The sequence below is a fragment of the Actinoplanes campanulatus genome, assembly GCF_014647795.1.
In the GTDB taxonomy this organism is placed as follows: Bacteria; Actinomycetota; Actinomycetes; order Mycobacteriales; family Micromonosporaceae; genus Actinoplanes; species Actinoplanes campanulatus.
This window is the reverse complement of record NZ_BMPW01000002.1, coordinates 43,075-60,078: the sequence shown is the minus strand read 5'-3', so window position 1 is coordinate 60,078 and position 17,004 is coordinate 43,075. Positions and strand designations below refer to the sequence as shown.

The 17,004-nt window shown below is 70.1% G+C and carries 20 protein-coding genes; 10 read left to right on the top strand and 10 right to left on the bottom strand.

All coding sequences use genetic code 11. The annotated features are described in order from the left end of the window. Window positions 1–53: 53 nt before the first annotated feature. Entirely contained in the window at window positions 54–977 is a 924-nt protein-coding gene (locus IEZ13_RS05150) for a LysR family transcriptional regulator (RefSeq protein WP_183218324.1), read from the bottom strand. A 164-nt stretch (window positions 978–1,141) separates the two neighbouring features. Here IEZ13_RS05150 and IEZ13_RS05145 point away from each other — a divergent pair, with 164 nt between their 5' ends. From IEZ13_RS05145 to IEZ13_RS05130, 4 genes are all read left to right on the top strand, one after another. Further along, entirely contained in the window at window positions 1,142–1,789 is a 648-nt protein-coding gene (locus tag IEZ13_RS05145; protein ID WP_268240083.1) for a succinate dehydrogenase cytochrome b subunit, read from the top strand. A gap of 2 nt (window positions 1,790–1,791) precedes the next feature. Beyond that, a complete protein-coding gene (locus tag IEZ13_RS05140) occupies window positions 1,792–3,741 on the top strand; it encodes a fumarate reductase/succinate dehydrogenase flavoprotein subunit (protein WP_183217356.1) in 1,950 nt (649 codons plus the stop codon). Then, a complete protein-coding gene (locus tag IEZ13_RS05135) occupies window positions 3,741–4,484 on the top strand; it encodes a succinate dehydrogenase/fumarate reductase iron-sulfur subunit (protein WP_183217354.1) in 744 nt (247 codons plus the stop codon). Before IEZ13_RS05140 ends, IEZ13_RS05135 begins: the two co-directional genes overlap by 1 nt. A gap of 218 nt (window positions 4,485–4,702) precedes the next feature. Beyond that, entirely contained in the window at window positions 4,703–5,275 is a 573-nt protein-coding gene (locus IEZ13_RS05130) for a cadmium resistance transporter (RefSeq protein WP_183217352.1), read from the top strand. On the opposite strand, the gene IEZ13_RS05125 is transcribed toward IEZ13_RS05130, so the two are convergent. Then, complete coding sequence (locus IEZ13_RS05125; protein WP_183217351.1) at window positions 5,266–5,670, bottom strand: nuclear transport factor 2 family protein; 405 nt, start codon at window positions 5,668–5,670, stop codon at window positions 5,266–5,268. The genes IEZ13_RS05130 and IEZ13_RS05125 overlap by 10 nt on opposite strands. A gap of 106 nt (window positions 5,671–5,776) precedes the next feature. Between IEZ13_RS05125 and IEZ13_RS05120 the strand changes: the two genes are divergently transcribed. Beyond that, a complete protein-coding gene (locus IEZ13_RS05120) occupies window positions 5,777–6,307 on the top strand; it encodes a TetR/AcrR family transcriptional regulator (protein WP_183217349.1) in 531 nt (176 codons plus the stop codon). A 203-nt stretch (window positions 6,308–6,510) separates the two neighbouring features. On the opposite strand, the gene IEZ13_RS05115 is transcribed toward IEZ13_RS05120, so the two are convergent. Beyond that, on the bottom strand, window positions 6,511–7,113 hold the full coding sequence (locus IEZ13_RS05115; RefSeq protein ID WP_221245143.1) for a TetR/AcrR family transcriptional regulator: 603 nt from the start codon (window positions 7,111–7,113) through the stop codon (window positions 6,511–6,513). A 46-nt stretch (window positions 7,114–7,159) separates the two neighbouring features. On the opposite strand from IEZ13_RS05115, the gene IEZ13_RS05110 reads away from it, so the two are divergent. Continuing rightward, window positions 7,160–8,575, top strand: coding sequence for an FAD-dependent monooxygenase (locus tag IEZ13_RS05110; RefSeq protein ID WP_183217347.1), 1,416 nt, complete (start codon window positions 7,160–7,162; stop codon window positions 8,573–8,575). A gap of 115 nt (window positions 8,576–8,690) precedes the next feature. On the opposite strand, the gene IEZ13_RS05105 is transcribed toward IEZ13_RS05110, so the two are convergent. Beyond that, window positions 8,691–9,191, bottom strand: a complete 501-nt coding sequence (locus tag IEZ13_RS05105; protein WP_183217345.1) for a hypothetical protein — start codon at window positions 9,189–9,191, stop codon at window positions 8,691–8,693. A 7-nt stretch (window positions 9,192–9,198) separates the two neighbouring features. After that, window positions 9,199–9,900 carry a TetR/AcrR family transcriptional regulator gene (locus tag IEZ13_RS05100; RefSeq protein ID WP_183218321.1) on the bottom strand — a complete coding sequence of 234 codons (702 nt, stop codon included), beginning with the start codon at window positions 9,898–9,900 and terminating at the stop codon, window positions 9,199–9,201. Between the two features lie 86 nt (window positions 9,901–9,986). On the opposite strand from IEZ13_RS05100, the gene IEZ13_RS05095 reads away from it, so the two are divergent. Continuing rightward, window positions 9,987–10,703, top strand: a complete 717-nt coding sequence (locus IEZ13_RS05095; protein ID WP_183217343.1) for a DUF2306 domain-containing protein — start codon at window positions 9,987–9,989, stop codon at window positions 10,701–10,703. A gap of 360 nt (window positions 10,704–11,063) precedes the next feature. On the opposite strand, the gene IEZ13_RS05090 is transcribed toward IEZ13_RS05095, so the two are convergent. After that, entirely contained in the window at window positions 11,064–11,504 is a 441-nt protein-coding gene (locus IEZ13_RS05090) for an HNH endonuclease (RefSeq protein WP_183217341.1), read from the bottom strand. A gap of 277 nt (window positions 11,505–11,781) precedes the next feature. Then, window positions 11,782–12,852 carry a polyprenyl synthetase family protein gene (locus tag IEZ13_RS05085; RefSeq protein ID WP_183217339.1) on the bottom strand — a complete coding sequence of 357 codons (1,071 nt, stop codon included), beginning with the start codon at window positions 12,850–12,852 and terminating at the stop codon, window positions 11,782–11,784. Window positions 12,853–13,117: 265 nt separating this feature from the next. Here IEZ13_RS05085 and metF point away from each other — a divergent pair, with 265 nt between their 5' ends. Beyond that, window positions 13,118–14,041 carry a methylenetetrahydrofolate reductase [NAD(P)H] gene (gene metF / locus IEZ13_RS05080; protein ID WP_183217337.1) on the top strand — a complete coding sequence of 308 codons (924 nt, stop codon included), beginning with the start codon at window positions 13,118–13,120 and terminating at the stop codon, window positions 14,039–14,041. 207 nt (window positions 14,042–14,248) lie between these two features. Then, the gene (locus tag IEZ13_RS05075) at window positions 14,249–14,914 is read left to right on the top strand and encodes a CDP-alcohol phosphatidyltransferase family protein (RefSeq protein ID WP_183217335.1); all 666 of its coding nucleotides are present in this window, start codon (window positions 14,249–14,251) and stop codon (window positions 14,912–14,914) included. 312 nt (window positions 14,915–15,226) lie between these two features. Here IEZ13_RS05075 and IEZ13_RS05070 read toward each other — a convergent pair whose 3' ends face one another. Genes IEZ13_RS05070 through IEZ13_RS05060 form a run of 3 tightly spaced genes read right to left on the bottom strand, consistent with a single transcriptional unit; the run spans window position 15,227 to window position 16,294 of the window. Further along, window positions 15,227–15,577 (bottom strand): lycopene cyclase domain-containing protein, encoded by a 351-nt coding sequence (locus IEZ13_RS05070; protein ID WP_183217333.1) that lies wholly within the window; start codon window positions 15,575–15,577, stop codon window positions 15,227–15,229. Continuing rightward, window positions 15,574–15,906 (bottom strand): lycopene cyclase domain-containing protein, encoded by a 333-nt coding sequence (locus IEZ13_RS05065; protein ID WP_183217331.1) that lies wholly within the window; start codon window positions 15,904–15,906, stop codon window positions 15,574–15,576. Before IEZ13_RS05065 ends, IEZ13_RS05070 begins: the two co-directional genes overlap by 4 nt. Before the next feature lie 4 nt (window positions 15,907–15,910). Beyond that, window positions 15,911–16,294: an Rv2175c family DNA-binding protein gene (locus IEZ13_RS05060; protein ID WP_183217329.1), complete on the bottom strand. Its 384-nt coding sequence runs from the start codon at window positions 16,292–16,294 to the stop codon at window positions 15,911–15,913. A 3-nt stretch (window positions 16,295–16,297) separates the two neighbouring features. Here IEZ13_RS05060 and IEZ13_RS05055 point away from each other — a divergent pair, with 3 nt between their 5' ends. Beyond that, on the top strand, window positions 16,298–16,960 hold the full coding sequence (locus IEZ13_RS05055; RefSeq protein ID WP_183217327.1) for a hypothetical protein: 663 nt from the start codon (window positions 16,298–16,300) through the stop codon (window positions 16,958–16,960). Window positions 16,961–17,004: the final 44 nt, after the last annotated feature.

Genomic DNA, 17,004 nt, shown 5'->3' with positions numbered 1-17,004 from the left:
ACTCGGATGCTAAACGCGGGGTGCTCACTTGACTACCCGAAGTGGACGGTGGATCACAGGGCGCGTACCCCGAACGGGAGTTCGCCGGCCGCGATGTGCTCGATGACCGCCTCGCGCAGGGCGGCCGCCGCGTGCGGCAGGATGGCGGCCCGGCGCTGGGCGAGCGCGATGGTCCGCCGCATGCCGGGCGGGGCCAGGGGCGTGGCGCGCAGCAGCGGCCGGTTGACGAGCACCATGCTCGGCACCAGGGCCACCCCGAGGCCGGCCTCGACGAAGGCCAGAACGGCGTCCATCTCGCCGCCCTCCACCGCGAACTTGGGGGTGAACCCGGCCCGCTCACAGGCTTGCAGGGTCACGTCACGGATGTCGTACCCGTCGCGGAACATCACCATCGGGGTGTGCCGCAACTCGGTGAGGTCCAGCTGCCGGGCCACGGTGGGCGCCGGCCCGGAGGCGACCGAGGCCACCACGAGGCTCTCCCGGAGCACCTCGACGGTCTCCAGGGCCGGGTCGGCGCCCTGCTCGGGCAGCACGATGAGGGCCAGGTCGAGGGTGTGGGCGAGCAGGTCGGCGATGAGGTCCTGGGAGCTGCCCTCGGTCACGTGCAGCCGGATGCCGGGATGCTCGGCGCGGTAGCCGCGCAGCACGACCGGGAGCAGGGAGGAGCAGAGACTGGGAGTGGCGCCGAGCCGGACCTCGCCACGGCGCAGGCCCACGATGTCGGCGACCGCGTCCCGGGCCGCGTCGGCATCCGCGATCATGCGCTGAGCCAGCGGGAGCAGCGTCTCCCCGGCCACGGTGAGGGTGACGCCGCCGCGGATCCGCTCGAACAGGGGCGCTCCGAGTGACATTTCCAGGGTGTGAATCTGCTTACTCAAAGTAGGTTGGGAGACGCCGAGTTCGTCCGCCGCTTGGGTGAAATGTCTAAACTCTGCCACCGCTACGAAGTACCTGAGTTGTTGCAGCTGCACCGTAATAGCCTATATCTATGGAAGGCCGACCCGGCATGCATTAGACGAATCGTTCAGGACTTCTTACCTTCCAACTCGTGGCGGTAGACACTCCTATTCCGAAGACGACCAACGCAGCGGGTGCGACGGCACGCCCCGCGCCGCGGAAGTCGGTCCGGCCCTCGTCGGTCATCCTCAAACTGGTCATGGCAGTCAGCGGCGCGCTGCTGGTGCTGTTCCTCTTCGCGCACGCGGCGGGCAACCTCAAGATCTTCGTGGGCGAGACGGACTTCGACCACTACGCGGAGTGGCTGCGGGATCTGGGCACGCCCCTGCTGCCGCACGGCTGGTTCCTCTGGCTCCAGCGGATCGGCCTGCTGGCCGGCATCGGCCTGCACATCTGGGCGGCCACGGCGCTGACCATCCGCGCCAAGAAGGCCCGGCCGGTCAAGTACGCGCACCGGCCCAAGATCCAGGGCAGCTACGCCGCGCGCACCATGCGCTGGGGCGGTGTGATCATCGTGCTGTTCGTGATCTACCACATCCTCGACCTGACGACCGGCACGTTCAACCCGGCCGGCGGCGACGTGGACCCGTCCGCCCGGGTGATCGCGGGCTTCGCCCCGGACCGCTGGTACGTGACCCTCTTCTACACCCTCGCGGTGGTGTCCGTCGGCTTCCACCTGCGGCACGGCATCTGGAGCGCGTTCCGCACGCTGGGCCAGCAGACCACCAAGGGTGAGCGCCGGGCCAAGGCCGTCGCGCTGGTCCTCTCGGTGGTGCTCGTCGCGATGTACCTGTCGGTGCCCTTCGCGGTCCTGACCGGATTGGTGGGTTGATCATGGTTGCTAACGAATTCTGGGCCGAGGGCGAACCGGTCGTCGACAAGGCCGCCCCGGACGGGCCCGTCGAGACCCGCTGGGAGCGCCGCAAGTTCTCCGCCAAGCTGGTCAACCCGGCGAACCGCCGCAAGCTGACGGTCATCGTGGTCGGCACCGGTCTGGCCGGCGGCTCGGCCGCGGCGACCCTGGCCGAGGCCGGCTACCGGGTCAAGTCGTACTGCTACCAGGACAGCCCCCGCCGCGCGCACTCGATCGCCGCGCAGGGTGGCATCAACGCCGCGAAGAACTACCGCAACGACGGCGACTCCGTCTACCGCCTCTTCTACGACACGGTCAAGGGCGGCGACTTCCGGGCCCGCGAGTCGAACGTCTACCGGCTCGCCCAGGTGTCGGTGAACATCATCGACCAGTGCGTGGCCCAGGGCGTCCCGTTCGCCCGCGAGTACGGCGGCCTGCTCGACAACCGCTCCTTCGGTGGCACCCAGGTGTCCCGGACCTTCTACGCCCGGGGCCAGACGGGTCAGCAGCTGCTGCTCGGCGCCTACCAGGCGATGGAGCGGCAGATCGGCCTCGGCAACATCGAGATGAACGCCCGGCACGAGATGCTCGAGCTGATCATCGTCGACGGCAAGGCCCGCGGCATCGTCGTGCGGGACATGGTCACCGGCGAGATCACCACCGAGTTCGCGGACGCCGTGGTGCTCGCCTCCGGCGGCTACGGCAACGTCTTCTTCCTCTCCACCAACGCCAAGGGCTGCAACGTCACGGCGTCGTGGCGGGCCCACCGCAAGGGCGCGCTCTTCGCGAACCCCTGCTACACGCAGATCCACCCGACCTGCATCCCGGAGTCCGGCTCGCACCAGTCGAAGCTGACCCTGATGTCGGAGTCACTGCGTAACGACGGCCGGGTCTGGGTGCCGAAGCGGGCCGAGGACTGCCAGAAGCCCGCCGGGGAGATCGCCGAGGAGGACCGCGACTACTACCTGGAGCGGATCTACCCGTCGTTCGGCAACCTGGTGCCGCGGGACATCGCGTCGCGTGCCGCCAAGAACGTCTGCGACGAGGGCCGCGGCGTCGGCCCCGGTGGTCTCGGCGTCTACCTGGACTTCGCCGACGCGATCAAGCGGCTGGGCCGCAAGGCCGTCGAGGCGAAGTACGGCAACCTCTTCGAGATGTACGAGCGGATCACGGGCGAGGACCCGTACGAGACGCCGATGCGCATCTACCCCGCCGTGCACTACACGATGGGTGGCCTGTGGGTCGACTACGACCTGCAGTCCACCATCGAGGGCCTGTTCGTGGTCGGCGAGGCGAACTTCTCCGACCACGGCGCCAACCGGCTCGGCGCGTCCGCGCTGATGCAGGGCCTGGCCGACGGCTATTTCGTGCTCCCGAACACGATCAGCAACTACCTCGCGAACGGCCCGTTCCCGGCGGTCTCGGAAACCGACGCCCCCGTGGTCGAGGCGCGCAAGGAGGTCGAGGACCGGATCGCCAAGTTCCTCTCGATCGACGGCGACCGGACGGTGGACTCGTTCCACCGCGAGCTCGGCCAGATCATGTGGGAGTACTGCGGCATGGAGCGGACCGAGGAGGGCCTGACCAAGGCCATCGGTCTGATCCGGGCGCTCAAGGAGGAGTTCTGGACCCGGGTGAAGGTGCCGGGCAAGGGCGAGGAGCTCAACCAGAACCTGGAGAAGGCCGGCCGGGTGGCCGACTTCCTCGAGCTCGGCGAGCTCATGTGCATCGACGCGCTGCACCGCCGCGAGTCCTGCGGTGGCCACTTCCGGGCCGAGAGCCAGACCTCGGACGGTGAGGCGCTGCGCCACGACGACGAGTTCGGCTACGCCGCGGCGTGGGAGTACTTCGGCGCCGACGGCAAGCCGACCCTGCACAAGGAAGACCTCAACTTCGAGTACGTCCACCCGAGCACGCGGAGCTACAAGTAATGGACATCAAGGTCAGGGTGTGGCGTCAATCCGGTCCCACGGCCGGCGGGAAGATGGTCACCTACGACGTCAAGGGCATCTCCCCCGACGCGTCGTTCCTCGAGATGATCGACGTCCTCAACGAGACGCTGATCCTCAACGGTGACGACCCGATCGCGTTCGACCACGACTGCCGCGAGGGCATCTGCGGCGCGTGCAGCATGGTCATCAACGGCGTGGCGCACGGCCCGGAGAAGGCCACCACCACCTGCCAGCTGCACATGCGGAAGTTCAAGGACGGCGACGTGATCGACGTCGAGCCGTGGCGTGCCGCCGCCTTCCCGGTGATCAAGGACCTGGTCGTCGACCGGAGCGCCTTCGACAAGATCATTCAGGCCGGTGGCTACATCACCGCCCCGACCGGCACCGCGCCGGACGCCCACGCCGCCCCGGTGCCGAAGAAGGACGCGGACGCCGCGTTCGAGGCGGCCACCTGCATCGGCTGCGGCGCCTGCGTGGCGGCCTGCCCGAACGGCTCGTCGATGCTCTTCACCGCCGCGAAGATCGCCCACCTCGGTCTGATGCCGCAGGGCCAGCCCGAGCGGGACAGCCGCGTCATCGACATGCTCCAGGCCCAGGACGACGCCGGTTTCGGCGGCTGCACCAACGCCGGCGAGTGCACCACGGTCTGCCCGAAGGGCATCCCGCTGAGCCTCATCGGCCGCCTCAACAGCGACTACCGCAAGGCGATCAGCAAGCGCTGATCCCCCGGCTCCAGGTATCGGGCACAACGGCGTGCCCGATACCCGGCTTCTTCGGATGCCCGGCACAGCGTCGTGCCGGGCATCCGTTCTTCTGCCCGCGCCTTCCTGCACTCTCCTGCGCCCTCCCACGCTGCACTGCGCCCTCGTGCGCTGCACTGCGCCCTCGTGCGCTGCACTGCGCCCTCCCGGCCCTTCCGGGCGCGCCCTAAGATCCCGGCGTGGGTTCGGTACTCGCCGCCGTGGGCGTCTTCATAGGCACGAACGTCGACGACCTCATCGTTCTGACCGTTCTCTTTCTCTCCGCCCGGGCCTCCGGGAAGCCCCGGCCCTGGCAGATCTGGGCGGGCCAATACCTCGGCATCGCCACCCTGGTGGGCGTCTCACTGCTCGCCGCGCTCGGCCTGACCCTCATCCCGGACCGTTGGGTCGGCCTCCTCGGCCTGCTGCCGATCGCCCTCGGCATCAAAGGCCTCATCAGCGCCCTCCGCGACGGCTCCGGCGGCGAGCCGCCGATCGCCGCCGCCGGCTCGCTGCCCATCGCCGGCATCACGATCGCCAACGGCGCCGACAACATCGCCGTCTACACACCCCTGTTCCGTACGGCCGGCGCGGGCGAAATCGTCATCTACCTCGTGGTCTTCGCCATCCTCGTGGCGCTGTGGTGCCTGGCCGGATCACTGCTCGGCTCGCACCGCAAGGTGATCGCCGTGGTCGAGCGCTGGGGTCACTGGCTCGTGCCGCTGGTCTTCATCGCCATCGGGTCACTGATCCTGATCGAGGCCTACGCCTGACCGAGGGCCTGCGCGATGGCCATGGTGTGCTGGTACTCCCGCCAATGGGCGAGTTTGCCGCCCCTGGTCCGGAGCACCCCGATGAAGGGCGCCGACGCGGTCACCCCGCTCCCGGTGTGAGTGCCGACCAACTCGTACTCCACGACGATCACCTCTGGGTCGGCGGTCTGGTGGATCACCACGTCACGGCAGTCGTCGAAGCGCACCGGGAACGACGCCCGGCCCGCCCGCGTGAACTCCAGCACCCGCTGCTTGCCCTCGGTCCGCACCGGCCGGCCTGGGGCGGCGAACGGCACCTCGACCACCACGTCGTCGGCGAGCAGGTCGGGATCGTAGGTCGGCTGATCGGCGAGCCAGCGGGAACGCATGCTGTCGAAGATCTCGGTCGGTGTCACAGCGATCCTCCCGATAAGATGAGTATGCACTCGACTTGGGTATGAGAATAATGAGTGGAGACTCATTTTGGAAGAGGTTTCTTCGCGGCAGACCGAGGGCCCTCCGTTGCGCGCCGACGCTCAGCGCAACCGGATCCGTATCCTGGTCGCCGCCGAGGAGGTGTTCACCGAGACCGGACCGGGCGCCTCGACCGAAGAGGTGGCCCGGCGGGCGGGCGTCGCGATCGGCACGGTGTTCCGGCACTTCCCCACCAAGGGCGACCTGCTCGGCGCGATCATGAAGCGGCTGCTGGCCGAGCTGATCGAGTCAGCCGGCCAGCGCGGCGGCGGGGAAGGGCTGTTCGAGTTCTTCACCGAGCTGACCGCCCAGGCGTCCTACAAACGGACGGTCGTCGGCCTGCTCGAGAGCGGCGGGACAGCCGTCCGCCTCCCCGAGGCCGTCGGCCATCTCACCGAGGCCGTCGGCGGGCTGCTGAGCGAGGCGCAGGCGGCCGGGACGGTGTCACCCGGCGTGGCGCTGCCGGAGGTGATGGCGCTGCTGGTCAGCGTCACGCACGGCGCGGTGCACGGGGGCTGGGACGCGGAGTTGCGGGAGCGGACCCTGGCGGTGGTGTTCGCGGGCCTCCGACCACACTGAGCCGGCGATTGCACGCCGGCGTGCAGCCCCCTTGCCTCACCTCACCCCTTCGCGCCTCTTATGCGGCCACCCCACCCCTCCGCGCTCCCGATGCGGCCACCCCACCCCTCCTCGCCTTCTCATGCGGCCACCCCACCCCTCCGCCGCCCTACGCGGCCATGGGGCGCGCGGAGCGTACCGGGAAGGAAGCCGGGCCGCGGTGATCAGCGTGCGCCACCGCCGAGGCCGGCGTGCAGGAAGGAGGTCAGCGTCTCGATCGCCTCGTCGTCCGAGACCTCGGGAGTGCGGCCGTGGCCGCCGAGGTAGGCGGCGGCGAAACCGGACAACGTCGTGGTGAAGAGCGACGCCGCCACCAGTGGATCACCGGGCAGATCGAGGCCGCGCATGTGGTCGGCGATGTGGCGGAGGTCCGGTTCGAGCAGTTCCTGACTACGGCGGGCGAAGCCATCGTCGACGATGGCCGCCTGCTGCAGCGCGACCATGAGCGGGCGATGGCGGCGGTGGAAGTGCCAGTAGGCCGAGACGTGCCAGCGGACCGCCGCACGATCCCGGAAATCGTCGAGATGACCCTCCAGTTCGGCACTCTCGTCGCCCTCGGCGAGCAGGTCGGCGAGCAGCGCCTCGAGCAGCGCCTCCTTGCTCGCGAAATGCTTGTAGAAGGAGCCGGTCGCCCGACCCGCCTCGGTCGTGATGTCAGTGATCTTGGCGTTCAGATAACCGACCCGCTCGAAGACCCGGATCGCGGCCGCCTTGAGCTCCGCCTCGGTCTGCGCCGCCTGCTGCTTGCGCATCCCCACTACCGCCATCCGAACCTCCTTGACCGGGAGATTAGCAGTGCCCTATGGTGAATTCATGTTCACTGAATCTGAATTCACCATGATTGTGGGCGCCGGGCCGACCGGGCTCACCCTCGCGCGTCAGCTCTCCCGGCATGGCGTGCCCTACCGGATCGTGGAGCGGTCGGAGCGACCCTTCGACGGGTCTCGTGGCAAGGGGTTGCAGCCACGCACGCTGGAGGTTCTCGATGATCTCGGGCTGATCGACCGGTTTCGGGCCGCCGGCGGCGACTATCCGTCGCTGCGTGCCCACGTGCCCGGCGGCCATCACGATTTCCGGCTCGACGAGTTGCACGAGCCCACCCCCTCCGTACCCTGGCCCAACTTGTGGATGGTCCCGCAGTGGCGCACGTCCGAGCTGCTCGCCGAGGGGATCCCGGTCGAGTTCGGGGTGGGTGTCACCGAGCTGGAGCAGGAGGAGGTCGGGGTCCGGGTCACGCTCAGCACCGGCGAGGTGGTGCGGGCCCGCTATGTGGTCGGTGCCGACGGCGGGCGGAGCACGGTGCGGCGGGCGCTCGGCGTCGAGTTCGAGGGCGAGACCCACGAGGAGGAGCGGCTGATGATCGCCGACGTCCGGTTGACCGGCCTCGACCGCGATCACTGGCATGTCTGGCCGGGCTCCGAGCGCGGGTCGTTCCGGCTCGGGCTGTGCCCCCTGCCGGGCGGCGACTGGTTCCAGCTCACAGCTCCGCCCACCGACCGCTCCCCCGGGCAGTTGGTCGCCTCGGTCGACCCGTCGATCACGGTCACCGAGGTGGGCTGGCGGTCCGAGTTCCGGGCCAACATCCGGATGGCCTCCCGGTTCCGGGTGGGTGACGTGTTCCTGGCCGGCGATGCCGCGCATGTGCATTCACCGGCCGGCGGGCAGGGGCTGAACACCGGGATTCAGGATGCGTACAACCTGGGCTGGAAGATCGCGACGGGTGACGAGCGGGTGCTCGACACCTACGAGGAGGAGCGCCTGCCGGTCGCAGCCGACGTCCTCGGCATCAGCACCCGGCTGCACCGCGGCCACGTCGAGGGCTCGGCGGATGCGATGCGCCGCGACGATCCGGTGCTGCGGCAGCTCTCGCTCAACTACCGGGGCGGCACGCTGGCGGCCGAGCACCGGTCCGAGCCGGGCGTGGTGCGAGCCGGCGACCGCGCGCCGGATTCTCCTCTCGCCGAGGGCCGCGTCTTCGATCTGCTGCGCGGCCCACATGCCACGCTCCTGGCCTTCGATTGGGCCGGGCCGCTGCCGGAGCTCACGGTCCCGATCCATCACCTTCAAGACCCCGAGGGGTCCTCGGCACGCGCTTACGACATCGACGGGCCGACACTGGTGCTGGTCCGGCCGGACAACTACATCGGCTGCGTAACCCGGGATCCAGCCGATGTGGCCGCCTACCTCAAGCTGATCGCGGCCCCTGGACCCGAGACCCAGCCGACGTGACCACCCACCTCGAACCGATCGCAATCCCTGAAACCCGAACCCAGCCGACGTGACCACCCACCTCAAACCGATCGCAATCCCTGAAACCCGAACCCAGCCGACGTGACCACCCACCTCAGGCTGATCTCGGCCCTTTGATCGCGGCCGCTCGCAGACGGTCGATTGCCGCGCGCAGTGGGGCGGGGAATTCGGGGACGCTGGGATCCGCCAGATCTTTCAGGACGGCAGCGACCAGGTCGTAAAGGGCGCCGGGAGGCGCATCGGGGGCGGCGACCAGGGTTTCGCGGACCAGCGCGGCACGCGGGAAACGGGCGTCCCAGCGGCGGTCGGCGCCGATTCTCCGGTGCAGTTCGATGGCACGTCTGCGCAGCTCGGGGGCGGTGTGGCCATACCCCTGATCCAGCTCGGCACGCTGCGGGCGGGAGGCGCGCTCCGCAGCCTGTGCCAAGCGGTGCCGGCGTTGCTCCGCAGCTTGACGGCTGGTCAGGCCGAGCGCCTCGGCGATCTCCGGCCAGGTGGCGCCGTCACGCCGGGCACGGTCGATCAGCTCCAACTCGTCCGCGTCGAGATCCGCGCGCCGGGCCGGGATCTGGCGCAACCGTTCCAGATTCGCCATTCCGCCATCAGTTCTTTGTTGAGACGAGGAGTTCTATGCCGTCGAAGAGACGAGACAAACCGGTCTCGAAGGTGACGTCCTCGACTTCCGGAGCGAACAGGCCATCGGCGATCGCGGCGGCCAGCGCCGGAAAACGGTCAGCGGTCACCAGGCTGCCGATCAGAGCGCCGTAGGCGTCGTCGGCCACATCCGCCTCGCCGGTAAGCAGGAGCGCAAAGATCTGCGCCTCGCCACGCACGTAGTAGAGCGTCGCCATGACCGCCTGAAAGCGCTCACGGCTGGTGAGCGGTGTGCCGTCGAAGGCCGACAGACCACGGTCCAGCCAGGCGATCTGGCCGGGCTCAAGAGGTGGACGACCGGCCGAGACCTGGAGGATCCACGGATGGCGGTGGAAGACCGCCTTCAACCCCCGGGCCCACGCCCCGAGACCGGCGCGCCATCCGGGCGGCAGCATCGGCGGCTCGCCCGGTGCGGCGTCCTGCATGAAGACGAGGAGTTCGTCCTTGCTGGCCACGTGCCGGTAGAGGGACATCGGCGCGCTGCCGAGACGCTCGGCGAGACGGGCCATGGAGAGGGCCGCGAGGCCGTCGCGGTCAGCGATCTCGATCGCGGTGGCGACGATCCGGTCCAGGGTCAGCGCCGGCTGCGGGCCGCGGTTGCGGCGCTCTTCCAGACCCCAGAGGACCTTGAGCGTACGGGGAATCTCCATCGGCACGGGCTCATCCTAGGCACTTCCCGGTTTATTGCGTATGGCATACGCTCGATGCGTACCTCATACGCAGTTAGGAGCGTGACGTGACTCGATGGTGGCAGCGCCCGTGGATCGTTCCGTTCGCGGCGATCGTGGTGATCTTCGTGGCCTTCTCGATCCCGCCGTATCTCAGCTTCGACCCGGCGCGATCCCGCGTTCCGCAGCCACCGGAGCTCGGTGTCGCGCACTTCTGGCTGCTCGTGCCGCATGTGCTGTTCGGCAGCGTGGCTCTGGCCAGTTCGGTCTTCCAGATCTGGCCATGGTTCCGCCGCCGGCATCCGGTCGCGCACCGGCGACTCGGCCGGGTCTACGTGTTCGGCGGCGTCCTGCCCGCCGGCATCGCGGCCCTCACCATCGGTTCGCTCAGCCCGTTCGGGCCGGCTACCCGGGCCAGCAACATGCTGCTCGCGGCGGTTTGGCTCTACGTGACCGCGAAAGGCTGGCGGGCTGCCCGCCACCGCCGGTTCGGCGAACACCGCCGGTGGATGATCCGCAGCTTCGCACTCACCGCCTCGATCATCACCAACCGCATCTGGGGCGCGATCTTCGTGATCGCCCTGATGCCCCAACTCGAGACGACCTTCCATGGCGACGAAGGACTCCTGGCATGGGTGGCTTCGGCCGCGACGGCCTGGCTCGGGTGGACCATCCCGCTGCTCATCGCCGAGTGGTGGCTGGAGCGCGATCGTTCCCGCCGCGGGGCGGGGGCCCGCCGGAGCGCCGAGCCAGCCGAGCCCCGGGATCGGGTCATAGCCTCATAAAGGATTTCACCTGGGAGAACGCCATCCGGGTGCGATGCCCCACAGCTCCGCTCCGAAGGCACAACTGACCGCGCAGGAGAGTCCATCGCGCGTGCGGGCGGGGCGCAGCAGCCGGCGGGCGTGTGCGGGTTCCCCGCGAGAGTCCACCGCGCGTATGGGCGGGGCATGAGGGGGAGGCATTGATGAGGGGACGGGGGCTGTCAACGCGCCGTGGGGGACGGCTCGATGCACGGGATGGCACGTGCTCGCGCGTGGACGGAGGTGTGGGAAGGGTGGGCGGCCGGCGGGTCCCCGTGTAAACCCGCCGGCCGCCGCTTGAGGGGAAGGTCTGGCGCTACCGGGCGGTGGGTAGCGTCGCGATCAGGTAAGAGTTACCGCCCAGATCGGGGCGAACGGAATCATCCGGAGTGGCATGCGGGCCTCGGCGGGGGTGCGGTCGCGCTTGCGGTTGTTGCAGCGACCGCAGGCCGCGACGGTGTTCAGCCATTCGTTACGGCCGCCTCGCGAGCGGGGCAGAACATGGTCGATGGTCGAGGCGGAGTCGCCGCAGTAGGCGCACTTTCGCCCATCCCGCAGCAGCACACCGGCCCGCGACCAGCCCGGGCCGCGCCCGCGCCGCCACCGCGTCACCACGTAGGAGACCAGCCGCACCACGGTCGGCACCGGGTAGACCCCGATCCGGGTGTCCGGCTGAGCCTCGTGCACCACGGCGACCTGGCGGAACAGCATCCGGATCGCGTGCCGGAGGCTGACCCGGTGCAGCGGCCCGCAGTCGGCGTTGAGAACCAGAACCGCACTCATTTCGTCACCCCCGGAAAATCGTTTGCGTAATAGGAATCCACAGGTCAAGGGCGTTCCACCCCGGCGGATTCGCTGAGGAGAAAATAGGCTGCGGCATCGACCACCGACAACCGAATAAAGATCGCTTCACGTTCCGTTCATGGGTGCGGCGTTCGAACCGGTGAACCCGCCGAGCCGTAGGACTGCTCGCGAGGATGGCGCGGAGGTCCTCAGGACGGAGCGAGGCTCTGACCCGCTCCCGTGGAGCGGTCAGAGCCTCGGTGGTGGGGGTGGGCGGTCAGACAGAACGGTGGGTGGAGGCCTCGGCCAAGGCGTGCAGGACTGTTCGGGCCTCGTCCTCGATGGGGGCCTCGGCCAGGGCGGTCAGGGCCTCGGTGGTCAGGGTTTCGATCCGGGATTCGGTGGCGGCCAGGGCGCCCGCTTCCCGGATGATCGTTCGGAGGCGTTCCACGCCGGTGTCGTCCAGGGCCGGGTCGCCGAGGGCGGACTCCAGGTACTGCCGGGTGGCCTCGTCCACCGCCTGGTAGGCCGCGGCCACCAGGTAGGTTCGTTTGCCCTCGCGGAGGTCGTCGCCGGCCGGTTTTCCGGTCTGGGCCGGGTCGCCGTAGACGCCCAGGACGTCGTCCCGCATCTGGAAGGCCTCGCCGAGCGGCAGGCCGAACGCCGCGTACGACGCGAACACCTCGGGGCCGCCGCCTGCCAGGGCCGCGCCCAGCAGGAGCGGGCGTTCGACCGTGTACTTCGCCGATTTGAAGCGGGCCACCTTGCCGGCGCGTTCCAGGGACGTGTCGCCGGTCGCCTGGGTGAGCACGTCCAGGTACTGGCCGACGGTCACCTCGGTCCGCATCTGGTCGAAGACCGGCCGCGCCCGGGCCAGGTCGGCCAGTGCCATCCCGGACGAGTGCAGCAGCTCGTCGGACCAGACCATGGCCAGGTCGCCGAGCAGCAGCGCCGCCGAGTCGCCGAACCCGGCCGCCGCGCCCCGCCAGCCCTCGGCCGTGTGCAGCAGCTCGAACCGGCGGTGCACCGACGGCTCCCCGCGCCGGGTGTCGGACCGGTCCATCAGGTCGTCGTGGATCAGTGCGCTCGCCTGCACCAGCTCCAGCGCCGAGACGGCCGCCACGACCTCGTCCGAGTCGGCGCCGCCCGCGCCGCGGAAACCCCAGTACGCGAACGCCGGCCGCAGCCGCTTGCCGCCACCGAGTACGAACGCCGACACCGCGTCGGCCACCTCGGCCAGCGCCGTGTCGATCTCCAGCAGGTGGGCGCGCTGGGTGGCGAGGAAACCGGAGAGCGCCTTGTCGACACGCGGCCGCAGGCCGGCCGACTCGAGCGGAGAGTTCGTCACGGAGTCGACGCTATCTGGTCGTCCGTCCGCCTGTTCGGCCGTATCACCGCGATCCACCGGACGACCCCACGCGGCGACGGACCGTCACATGCCGGAGCGCGCGTCGCGGCCACGACGGCTCATCCGGATCGCATGGTACGGCGAAACGGCGTGCCCGGTTTCTGCTGACACTTCATCGCGTACCGGAAAAATGCGACCGCGCAGAGTGACCGGCCGGACGTTCGGGCGGATCATCGAGGGCGGTGTGACCGGTAGAGTGCTCACCGTGTCTCTCGGACTTCCCTCCCGGCTTCCCGGCGCGCCGTCGGTCGGTGAGCTGATCCGCGGCCCGGCGCCCACCTTCTCGTTCGAGTTCTTCCCACCGAAGACGCCAGCCGGTGAGCAGTTGCTCTGGCAGGCGATCCGGGAGCTGGAGTCGCTGCGGCCCAGCTTCGTCTCGATCACCTACGGGGCGGGCGGCACCACCCGGGACACCACCGTCGCCGTCACCGAGCGCGTCGCCACCGAGACGACGCTGCTGCCGATGGCGCACCTCACGGCGGTGAACCACTCCGTCGCCGAGTTGCGCAACGTCATCGGCCGACTGGCCGGCGCGGGCATCAGCAACATCCTGGCGGTTCGCGGCGATCCGCCCGGCGACCCGATGGGCGAGTGGGTGCGGCATCCCGACGGGATCCTGTACGCGGAGGATCTGGTTCGCCTGATCCGTGCGGCCGGCGATTTCAGCGTCGGGGTGGCGGCGTTCCCCTACAAGCATCCGCGCTCGGCCGACGTGGAGACCGACACCCGGCACTTCGTCCGTAAATGCCGGGCCGGGGCGGATTTCGCGATCACTCAGATGTTCTTCGACGCCGAGGACTATCTGCGTCTACGCGATCGGGTCGCGGCCTCGGGCAGTGACACCCCGATCGTGCCCGGCGTCATGCCGGTGACCCGGATGGCCACCATCGAACGCTCCGCCCAGCTCTCCGGCGCGCCCTTCCCGCCGGCTCTGCTGGAGCGGTTCGAGCGGGTCGCCGGGGATGAGGAGGCGGTGCGGGCCCTGGGGATCGAGACGTGCGTGGAGATGTGCGCCCGGCTCCTGGACAAGGGCGTTCCCGGGATCCACTTCATCACCCTGAACCGGTCCACCGCGACCCGGGAGGTCTGGCAGCAGCTGGCCCCTACCGAGGTCGCGACCGCCGCCTGACCGGTGCGCCGCCGCCCGCGCTGTCCGGCCCGGTGGGCGCTCACGTCACGCCGTCCGTGTGCCCGGCCTACCGCCATGACGCGGGCGGGCGACCACGGAAACCGCTACGTGTGCGCTGGTCGGCGCACACGAGCCGGAGGAACGGGCAGAGGACCGATTGACCAGCAGAGTCAGCGCTGAGAGCCGGCCGGGGTCCGGGGGAGCTTCGTGACCTGGGACCAGTACGCGGAGGCGTGGGCGGGGCTGCACGGCGGCTTCGATCCGCGACGGGCGTCGGTGCTGGTCCGGGGGTGGGTGCGGCTGGCCTACCGGATCGGGTCCTGGCTCGGGGCCCGGCGGGTCACGCCGTTCACGGTGACCCTCGCCGGGGTGCTGCTCTGCCTGGCCGTGCCGCTCGCCGCGCCGGCCGGGGCGCCCGGCCTCGCGTTCGGCGCCGCGCTGGTGCTGCTCGCGGCGGCCGCGGACGGGCTGGACGGGGCGGTCGCGGTGATCACCGGGCGGGTCAGCCGGGCCGGATACGTGTACGACTCGGTCGCCGACCGGATCGGTGAGGCCGCCTGGCTGGCCGCCTTCTGGCTGGCGGGCGCCCCGGCCTGGCTCACGGTCGGCGCCGGGGCGGCGAGTTGGCTGCACGAGTACGTCCGCGCGCGGGCCACGGCCACCGGCATGCCGGACATCGGCGTCGTCACGGTCGGGGAACGGCCCACGCGCGTCGCCGTCACCGTCACGGGCCTGATCGTCGCGTCACTGGCCGCCGTGGTCGCGCCCGGCTGGGTTCCCACGGTTCTCGCCGTCGCCGTCGCGGCCTGGCTGATCCTCCAGCTCATCGGGCTGGGGCAGCTCACCGTCGCGGTCCGCGCCGCTCTTCGCTGATCCGGCCGGAGCGTGCTGCACCCGCTCAGAGCGACCCGCCATAAGGGCTGAAGCGTGCCAGGGGCGCTCAGAGCGACGCGCCATCAGGACTGAAGCGTGCCGGACACGCTCAGAGCGGCCCGCCACCGGGGCTGGAGGGTGCCGGGTGCGCTTTGGGTGACCGGGCACGGGGGTTGGGGAGGGTGACCGCTCACGCACGTCGCGCGGGGCGGGGAGCGTTCTGGACGCGCCAGCGGCCAGCGAGCCGGCCCGGGCCCTCGGCGGGAGCAGCGGTCTGTACCCGCCACCGAGATGCGACATCCTGATTTTGATCTAGGAGCGGAGGCGGCGGAGCAGGGCGCTTCCCTCGCCGGCCGCGGGGGTGCGCTGGATGCCGCGGCGACCCAGGGTGATCCAGACGGAGAGGGTGAGCAGGATCAGGGCGAAGCCGAAGAAAAGGTCCTCCACCGGGGCGTGGACGAGGCGCCAGCCGATGATCGCCGCCGGGTCGTAGACGACGATCTCGCGCCCGGTCAGGATGCCGTTGGAAATCAGCTGGAACGTGAAGATGATCGGGTACGTCGCCCAGAAGACCAGTCTGGTGACCAAACGGGTACGGAGGACGAACAGGTCGATCACCACCGCGACCGCGACGCCCAGCAGAGCAGATGTGGTGTATGTCACAACTTTTCGTCTCCGGCCGGGCGGCGCAGGACGGCCCGCACCGCTTCGAAGCCGAGAATCGCGCACAACGGCACGACCAGGAAGAAAAGCACCTCGTCCAGGGGCAGGCCGCCGGGCAGGTGCACGCCGGTGATCTGCTCCGGGTCGAATGTCCAATGCCCCGCGGCTATGGCGGCCAGATCCCACAGGATGAAGACCGCCGCCACCGGCAGGATCGTCAGGATCAGGCGGCGTCCGCGGCGGAGCACGTTGACCTTGAGGATCGGCTCCAGCCAGAGCGCCGCCAGCAGGCACCCGGCCAGGACGGACAGGTAGCCGAACTGCCGCATCCGGTCAGAAGCCGAGGGCCTGGGCGCGCCGCTTGGCCTCGCGGGCGAGCGGGCCGCCGAGGGCGATGGCGGCGTTCCCACCGAGACCCTCGTCCGGTTCGTAGAGCCACCGGAGGGCTTCTTCGTCGTTGTACCCGGCGTCATGCAGCAGGTTCAGGACGCCGGGCAGGTGCTTGAGCACGGTCGCGTTGGCGACCAGTTCGGCCGGCACCACCCGGATGCCGTCCCGGCGGACCGCGAGCAGCGCGCGTTCGCGGATCAGCTGGTGCACCTTGCTGATCGGCAAATCAAGCTTTTCGGACACATCCGGCAGGGTGATCCAACCGGCGGGGCCGGTGGTTACGGGTTCGGTCACCTGTACAGCGTGCCAGACCAGATCGGAGAACATTTGATGAGCCTGTGGCGGAACGTCCGTGGGGAGATGGCCGGCGCCTGGCGTTCGGTCTGCTACGACCTGGGCCGACGCCCGGCCGGCCGGGATCCGCGCCCGGACGTCACCTCGACCGGGATGTCCACCTTCCCGGGGTCCCTCGTGGACCTGCCGGAGGAACCGCCGCGGACCGACGCCCGGCCACCACGGCGATTTGTCGCGGTTACCGCGTTCTGTGCGCTCGGGCTGACCGGCGCGGCCGGGTCCTATCTGGTCGCCACCACGACGTTCGCCGGGGAGACGGCCGATCGGCCGAGCGCGCCGCCGGCGGTCGCGGCGCCGCTGCCGCCGGACCAGGTGGAACCCGTGGGAGGGGTGGCCGGGATGGGTGCCGTGCCGGTGGCCCGGGAGCGGCGTCCTCGGGTCGTCACGAAAGCGCGACCGGTAGAACCCGCGCCCACGACAGTGATCACCACCCGCCCGCCGTCCGTTGCGCGGACATCCGCGCCGGGCTGCGACTGCGAGACCCCACCGGCCCCGACACCGACCGCCGCGCCCTCGGCGACGTCCGCCGAGCCGGACATTTCAGCCTCCCCGTCCGCGAGCGGGAGCGTCTCCCCCAGCCCGGACATCAGTGGACCAAGCGGCGACAGTGACCGCCGCCACCGCCGCTGGCGCCGCTGAAGCGCTGGTCACGCCGGTCTAGGTACCCGTTTGGACTCAGCTGT